This is a genomic window from Arthrobacter sp. JUb119 (assembly GCF_024807995.1).
GTDB lineage: Bacteria > Actinomycetota > Actinomycetes > Actinomycetales > Micrococcaceae > Glutamicibacter.
In genome coordinates, this window is sequence record NZ_JANUFE010000013.1 from 1 (window position 1) to 5783 (window position 5783).

General features: G+C 53.9%; 3 rRNA genes. All 3 read left to right on the forward strand.

The window, feature by feature from the left end:
- The first annotated feature begins 189 nt into the window (after window positions 1-189).
- Window positions 190-1715: ribosomal RNA gene (locus M2368_RS18740) — 16S ribosomal RNA — on the forward strand.
- Between the two features lie 598 nt (window positions 1716-2313).
- A 23S ribosomal RNA gene (locus M2368_RS18745) occupies window positions 2314-5445 on the forward strand.
- Between the two features lie 158 nt (window positions 5446-5603).
- A 5S ribosomal RNA gene (gene rrf, locus M2368_RS18750) occupies window positions 5604-5720 on the forward strand.
- Together the 16S, 23S and 5S rRNA genes form the textbook arrangement of a ribosomal RNA operon.
- Window positions 5721-5783 lie beyond the last annotated feature (63 nt).

The window sequence follows — 5783 nt, forward strand, 5'->3', positions numbered from 1 at the left end:
AGTGTTTGTTGTTTGAGAACTCAATAGTGTGCCAAGTTTGTTGATACCGAATATTTTTATTTGGTGAATACATAACATTTGCTTGAGGCATTGCACCCCCGTGCAGTGTTCTTGAGTGTTTTATTATTCGCCAGGACTTCATTGGCTTCGCCCTTATTTTCCAAGGGGTTGCCGGTGGCTTTTTATTTTTTTATGGAGAGTTTGATCCTGGCTCAGGATGAACGCTGGCGGCGTGCTTAACACATGCAAGTCGAACGATGAAGCCCAGCTTGCTGGGTGGATTAGTGGCGAACGGGTGAGTAACACGTGAGTAACCTGCCCCCGACTCTGGGATAAGCCCGGGAAACTGGGTCTAATACCGGATATTACCTTTGACCGCATGGTTGTTGGTGGAAAGATTTATCGGTGGGGGATGGACTCGCGGCCTATCAGCTTGTTGGTGAGGTAATGGCTCACCAAGGCGACGACGGGTAGCCGGCCTGAGAGGGTGACCGGCCACACTGGGACTGAGACACGGCCCAGACTCCTACGGGAGGCAGCAGTGGGGAATATTGCACAATGGGCGAAAGCCTGATGCAGCGACGCCGCGTGAGGGATGACGGCCTTCGGGTTGTAAACCTCTTTCAGTAGGGAAGAAGCGAAAGTGACGGTACCTGCAGAAGAAGCGCCGGCTAACTACGTGCCAGCAGCCGCGGTAATACGTAGGGCGCAAGCGTTATCCGGATTTATTGGGCGTAAAGAGCTCGTAGGCGGTTTGTCGCGTCTGCCGTGAAAGTCCGAGGCTCAACCTCGGATCTGCGGTGGGTACGGGCAGACTAGAGTGATGTAGGGGAGACTGGAATTCCTGGTGTAGCGGTGAAATGCGCAGATATCAGGAGGAACACCGATGGCGAAGGCAGGTCTCTGGGCATTTACTGACGCTGAGGAGCGAAAGCATGGGGAGCGAACAGGATTAGATACCCTGGTAGTCCATGCCGTAAACGTTGGGCACTAGGTGTGGGGGACATTCCACGTTTTCCGCGCCGTAGCTAACGCATTAAGTGCCCCGCCTGGGGAGTACGGCCGCAAGGCTAAAACTCAAAGGAATTGACGGGGGCCCGCACAAGCGGCGGAGCATGCGGATTAATTCGATGCAACGCGAAGAACCTTACCAAGGCTTGACATGTGCCAGACCGCCTCAGAGATGGGGTTTCCCTTCGGGGCTGGTTCACAGGTGGTGCATGGTTGTCGTCAGCTCGTGTCGTGAGATGTTGGGTTAAGTCCCGCAACGAGCGCAACCCTCGTTCCATGTTGCCAGCACGTAAAGGTGGGGACTCATGGGAGACTGCCGGGGTCAACTCGGAGGAAGGTGGGGATGACGTCAAATCATCATGCCCCTTATGTCTTGGGCTTCACGCATGCTACAATGGCCGGTACAATGGGTTGCGATACTGTGAGGTGGAGCTAATCCCTAAAAGCCGGTCTCAGTTCGGATTGGGGTCTGCAACTCGACCCCATGAAGTCGGAGTCGCTAGTAATCGCAGATCAGCAACGCTGCGGTGAATACGTTCCCGGGCCTTGTACACACCGCCCGTCAAGTCACGAAAGTTGGTAACACCCGAAGCCGATGGCCTAACCACCTTGTGTGGGGGGAGTCGTCGAAGGTGGGACTGGCGATTGGGACTAAGTCGTAACAAGGTAGCCGTACCGGAAGGTGCGGCTGGATCACCTCCTTTCTAAGGAGCTAACCATTATTGGTTGCCCATGCTGGACACGAGTGTTGTCCGGGTGGGTTGCTCATGGGTGGAATATCAATGGACTCAATACCGGAAAACGTGCTGGCTGATGCTGGTGCGGGGTATTGGCTGTGGCCGCGTGGTGCTTGGGCATCTGCTAGTACGCATTGCAGGGGGTTTTCTTCTTGCGGTGCTGGAATGCGGTGTGTGGGTGTTGCGTGGTTTGTATGGTTTGGCATGCTGTTGGGTTTTGAGGCAACAAGCCTCCTTTCCTGGTGAATGGTTGCTGGGGTTCTTCCTGTGGGGAGGGTCCTGGTGGTGTTCGCTTGGGTGAGGGGTTCTTGGTGTTTCGGTGTTTGTCCTGTGTTTGCTGCAAGGATGTCCTGTTGGATTGATGCTGGCCTTTGGTTGGTGTTGGTTTTGGGGTGTTGTTGCGGGGGTGCGGGGTTGTTGTTTGGGAACTGTATAGTGAACGCGAGCATCTTGCAGATGAGATGAGCTGGGTAGTCCTTTTCCTTGGATTGCCTGGTGTTGGAGTCTTGTCTGCGTGATTTTGTTAGATTGTTTTATTGCTCATATCTTTTGACTTTGATGTTGTGTTGAAGTTTTTAAGGGCGCACGGTGGATGCCTTGGCATCAAGAGCCGATGAAGGACGTGGGAATCTGCGATAAGCCTGGTGGAGTCGATAACCGGACGTTGAGACCAGGATTTCCGAATGGGGGAACCCCGCACCATGTTATGTGGTGTGACCTGCAGCTGAATGTATAGGCTGTGTGGAGGGAACGCGGGGAAGTGAAACATCTCAGTACCCGCAGGAAGAGAAAACAACAGTGATTCCGTTAGTAGTGGCGAGCGAACGCGGATGGGGCTAAACCGGTTGGTGTGTGATAGCGGATAGGCGTTGCATCACCGGGGTTGTGGGGTCGGCATGTACCAGCGCTATCTTGCTGGTGGGATGAGGTGCAGGCGTATAGGTGAATCGGTTGGAATGCCGGACCATAGAGGGTGATAGTCCCGTAGGTGTAATGCGTGTCTGCCGTTCTAGTGTTGATACCCGAGTAGCACGGGGCCCGTGAAACCTTGTGTGAATCTGCCAGGACCACCTGGTAAGCCTGAATACTACTTGATGACCGATAGTGAATCAGTACCGTGAGGGAATGGTGAAAAGTACCCCGGGAGGGGAGTGAAATAGTACCTGAAACCGTGCGCTTACAATCCGTTAGAGCTGGGGACTTGTTCCCTGGTGATGGCGTGCCTTTTGAAGAATGAGCCTGCGAGTTAGTGTTACGTCGCGAGGTTAACCCGTGTGGGGAAGCCGTAGCGAAAGCGAGTCTGAATAGGGCGTTTGAGTGGCGTGATCTAGACCCGAAGCGAAGTGATCTACCCATGGCCAGGTTGAAGCGCGTGTAAGAGCGTGTGGAGGACCGAACCCACTTCAGTTGAAAATGGAGGGGATGAGCTGTGGGTAGGGGTGAAAGGCCAATCAAACTTCGTGATAGCTGGTTCTCCCCGAAATGCATTTAGGTGCAGCGTTGCGTGTTTCTTGCTGGAGGTAGAGCTACTGGATAGGCGATGGGCCCTACAAGGTTACTGACCTTAGCCAAACTCCGAATGCCGGCAAGTGAGAGCGCAGCAGTGAGACTGTGGGGGATAAGCTTCATAGTCGAGAGGGAAACAGCCCAGAACGCCAACTAAGGCCCCTAAGCGTGTGCTAAGTGGAAAAGGATGTGGAGTTGCTGTGACAACCAGGAGGTTGGCTTAGAAGCAGCCACCCTTGAAAGAGTGCGTAATAGCTCACTGGTCAAGTGATTCCGCGCCGATAATGTAGCGGGGCTCAAGCACACCGCCGAAGTTGCGTCATTCAAATATTAACCTGGTTTCGATTGGGTGTTTGGATGGGTAGGGGAGCGTCGTGTGGACGGTGAAGTCGCGGTGTAAACCAGCGGTGGAGGCCACACGAGTGAGAATGCAGGCATGAGTAGCGAATGACGGGTGAGAAACCCGTCCGCCGAATGATCAAGGGTTCCAGGGTTAAGCTAATCTGCCCTGGGTTAGTCGGGACCTAAGGCGAGGCCGACAGGCGTAGTCGATGGACAACGGGTTGATATTCCCGTACCGGCGAAGGACCGCCCATACTGAGCTGTGGATGCTAACCATGATTGACGCTAGCTGTTGGTGCCTTCGGGTATCTTGCTGGTTGATGTGGTGGGAACCGATGCAGTGAGGTCAGCGTATTAACAGGTGTGACGCAGGAAGGTAGCCGAGCCAGGCAATGGAATTGACCTGGTCCAAGGGTGTAGGAAGAGTGGTTGGCAAATCCGCCGCTCATGTTTCTGAGACCTGATAGGCGCCCCGTTTTCGGGGTGATTCGGTGATCCTATGCTGCCTAGAAAAGCATCGGCGCGAGGTCCAAGTCCGCCCGTACCCCAAACCGACACAGGTGATCAGGTAGAGAATACTAAGGCGATCGAGAGAATCATGGTTAAGGAACTCGGCAAAATGCCCCCGTAACTTCGGAAGAAGGGGGGCCTGCCCCGTGATGAGAACTTGCTTCTCTGATGCGGGTGTGGGCCGCAGAGACCAGGGGGAAGCGACTGTTTACTAAAAACACAGGTCCGTGCGAAGTCGCAAGACGATGTATACGGACTGACTCCTGCCCGGTGCTGGAAGGTTAAGAGGACTGGTTAGCAGTAATGCGAAGCTGAGAATTTAAGCCCCAGTAAACGGCGGTGGTAACTATAACCATCCTAAGGTAGCGAAATTCCTTGTCGGGTAAGTTCCGACCTGCACGAATGGAGTAACGACTTCCCCGCTGTCTCAACCATGAACTCGGCGAAATTGCAGTACGAGTAAAGATGCTCGTTACGCGCAGCAGGACGGAAAGACCCCGAGACCTTTACTATAGTTTGGTATTGGTGTTCGGTGCAGCTTGTGTAGGATAGGTGGGAGACTGTGAAGCTTGGACGCTAGTTCAGGTGGAGTCATCGTTGAAATACCACTCTGGCTGTACCGGTCACCTAACTTCGGACCATGATCTGGTTCAGGGACAGTGCCTGATGGGTAGTTTAACTGGGGCGGTTGCCTCCTAAAATGTAACGGAGGCGCCCAAAGGTTCCCTCAGCCTGGTTGGCAATCAGGTGTCGAGTGTAAGTGCACAAGGGAGCTTGACTGTGAGAGTGACAGCTCGAGCAGGGACGAAAGTCGGGACTAGTGATCCGGCGGCACCTCGTGGAAGGGCCGTCGCTCAACGGATAAAAGGTACCTCGGGGATAACAGGCTGATCTTGCCCAAGAGTCCATATCGACGGCATGGTTTGGCACCTCGATGTCGGCTCGTCGCATCCTGGGGCTGGAGTAGGTCCCAAGGGTTGGGCTGTTCGCCCATTAAAGCGGTACGCGAGCTGGGTTTAGAACGTCGTGAGACAGTTCGGTCCCTATCCGCTGCGCGCGTTGGAAATTTGAGAAGGGCTGTCCTTAGTACGAGAGGACCGGGACGGACGAACCTCTGGTGTGTCAGTTGTACTGCCAAGTGCATCGCTGATTAGCTACGTTTGGAAGGGATAACCGCTGAAAGCATCTAAGCGGGAAGCCTGCTTCGAGATGAGATTTCCATGCACCTTGAGTGTGAGAGGCCCCCAGCTAGACCACTGGGTTGATAGGCAGGATGTGGAAGCAAGGACTAAAGACTTGTGTAGCTGACCTGTACTAATAGGCCGATGACTTTCAACACACAATAAAACAATATTTGAACTGATGATTTCAATGCTGTTCGCGTTCACTATGCGGTTACGAGACAACAACCTCTAGCCAGCAAATACGGATACAAGACTTTGTAGCACCGGAAAACATTGACCAGGAAACGTTTTGGTTTGTGTGCTTCGTGATTGTTACGGCGGTCATAGCGTGGGGGAAACGCCCGGTCCCATACCGAACCCGGAAGCTAAGGCCCACTGCGCCGATGGTACTGCACTCGTGAGGGTGTGGGAGAGTAGGTCACCGCCGGACTTAACTTGAGTAGATGGTTTGAGGCCCTGGTACCGTTTGGTGCCGGGGCCTCACCTGTTTAAC